The sequence below is a fragment of the Allobosea sp. CER48 genome, from assembly GCF_044752385.1.
GTDB lineage: Bacteria > Pseudomonadota > Alphaproteobacteria > Rhizobiales > Beijerinckiaceae > Allobosea.
Genome location: NZ_JBIWYK010000460.1, coordinates 1 through 2,395, shown reverse-complemented (window position 1 = coordinate 2,395; position 2,395 = coordinate 1). Strand labels below are relative to the sequence as shown.

Sequence of the window (2,395 nt, the reverse complement as noted above, 5' to 3'; positions counted from 1 at the left end):
GGCGCGTTCCGCGCCATCGCGTGCGGTCTCGGCAGCCAATGCGCTCGCCGGGTTCGGGCTGTTCATCCTGATGCTGTCGCTGCAGCCCTTCGCCGGCGTTCCGAACGCGGCCGCGCCCGGGGAATCGACGGGCAACATCGTCAACCAGATCGGCTATTTCGGGCTCGGCATCGCCTTCCTTGCGGCGATGCTGACCCTGACGCAGCGCGCCGTCCTGGCCCGGCTCGGCTTCGGCAGCTGGGCCATCGTCTTCGGCATCGCCGCACTCTCGGCGGCGCAGTCGCTCGATCCGACAGCGTCGCTGCGAGGCCTCCTGCTCGCCGCCATCGTCATGATCGTCGTCACCGGCGTGCTCGTCCTCCCGCGCGACGAGGCAAGCTTCGTGACCGGAGTCGCCAACGCCTGCCTCGTCCTGCTGGCGCTTGTCTACGGCGCCCTGCTGCTGGCGCCGCACCTCGCCATCCACAGCTCCGAAGGGGTCGAAGGCGTCCATGCCGGGGACTGGCGCGGCCATCTCACGCACAAGAACTATGCGGCACCGGTGTTCTCGGTGGTCGCGATGTTCGGCATCTATGCCTGGCGCAGCGGCCTGCGCTGGCGCGGCGGCCTGATCGTCGCACTCGGCCTGCTCTTCGTCCTCAAGAGCGGCTCGAAGACGACCATGGGCTTCCTGCCGCTGGCGATCGGCGTCGTCCTCCTCGCGCGCTTCACCGGCCGGCCGCGCCTCTCCGTCCTGCTGCATCTGATCCTCGTGGCGGTGATCGCGGCGCTGACCATAGGCTCCGCCATGTCGCCGCAGCTGCATGCGCTGACCGCGATGCTGACCTCCGACCCGACCTTCACCGGACGCGACGAGATCTGGAAGTTCGGGCTGCGGCACGTCGCCGACCGGCCCTGGCTCGGCTACGGCTATTACAGCTTCTGGCAGACGCCGGTGGTGACCGGGCTCGAGGAGAACTACGAGGCGAGCTGGGACGTGCGCGGCATCGGCTCCGGCCACAACAGCTATCTCGACGCCGCTCTGTTCTTCGGCGTGCCAGGCGCAGCCGCGATCATCTACCTGCTGATGGTGCAGCCATTGAGGAACTATCTGAGCAGCTGGCGGGAGCCGGCCAACCGCCGGCTGGCCGATCTCTTCCTGATGGTCGTGGTCCTGATGACCTATGTCGGCATGCTCGAGGCCTTCATCCTCAACCGGGCCGATCCGCTCTGGGTGCTGTTCGCGCTGGCCGTGATGGGGCTTTCGCTGACCGCGCGGATGCGGGCCGCATCCGTGCCGCCCGAGAGCGCGCGCTAAAGCGGCTTCCGTCCGACCATCCCGGCATGCCATGGAAGGCGCGGCGTTTCGCCCTTCCACCGCCTGCTCGAGATTCCGCCATGTCCCAGACTCCCATCTCCTTCGGCCTGATCGGCGCCGGCATCATGGGCGAGCGCATGCTGCGCGCTGCCCTGGACCAGACGGCGACGGCGCTCGGCGTCTCCGGCATCTGGGATCCCTCGGCCGAGGCTATGGAGCGCATCGGCGGCGCCCTGCCTGCCGTGCCGCGCCAGCCCGACGCGGCCGCGCTGATCGCCGCGAGCGACTGCGTCTACATCGCTTCGCCGCCCTCCTCCCACCTCGCTCATGCACGTGCTGCCCTCGCCGCCGGCAAGGCCGTGTTCTGCGAGAAGCCGCTGGCGGTCGATGTCGAGGACGCCCGCGCCTTCGTCGCGGAGGCCGGCGATCGCGGCGCGGTGAACTTCCCCTTCGCCTCGTCGCCGGCCGTGGCGCGGTTGCGTGACTGGATCGCCTCCGGCGCGGTCGGCACGCCGCGGCGCGTCACGATCGAGGTCGCCTTCGCGACCTGGCCGCGCTCCTGGCAGGTCGATGCCGCCGGCTGGCTCGACCGCACCGAACAGGGCGGCTTCACCCGCGAGGTCGTCTCGCATTTCCTGTTCCTGACGCGACGCGTCGCCGGCCCCTTCAGCGACCTCAAGGCCCGGGCCGCTTTCCCTGAGGCCGGCAGGAGCGAGCGCGGGATCGAGGCGACGCTGACGGCGGGCGCGTTGCCGGTCAGCCTGACCGGCAGCGTCGGCACCACCGCCAAGGACGACCACAATGTCTGGACGCTGGAAGGCGACAAGGGCGCGGTGCGGCTCTGCGACTGGTCGCATGCGGAGCGCCGCCTCCCGGACGGCAGCTGGGAGCGCGACCCCGAGGCGCTGTCCCAGAACGAAGCCCGTCCGCTGGCCCTGCGCCGACAGCTCGAAGGGGTGGCCAAGCTCACCCGCGGCGAGCCGCATCATCTTGCGACGCTGCAGGAGGCCCTCGACGTGCAGGACATTGTCGAGACCATCCTGAAGAGCGCCTGACCTGTCCGAACGAAGGCGGCGCCCCGGCTTGCAGGGGCGGCGC

At 70.2% G+C, this 2,395-nt stretch carries 2 protein-coding genes; both read left to right on the top strand.

Translation table 11 applies throughout. From position 1 onward, the window contains the following. Positions 1-1,297: O-antigen ligase family protein (locus ACIPIA_RS14345; RefSeq protein WP_400510522.1), on the top strand; the 1,297-nt coding region annotated here is incomplete at its 5' end. Positions 1,298-1,377: 80 nt separating this feature from the next. Further along, positions 1,378-2,352, top strand: coding sequence for a Gfo/Idh/MocA family protein (locus tag ACIPIA_RS14340; protein WP_400510520.1), 975 nt, complete (start codon positions 1,378-1,380; stop codon positions 2,350-2,352). Positions 2,353-2,395: the final 43 nt, after the last annotated feature.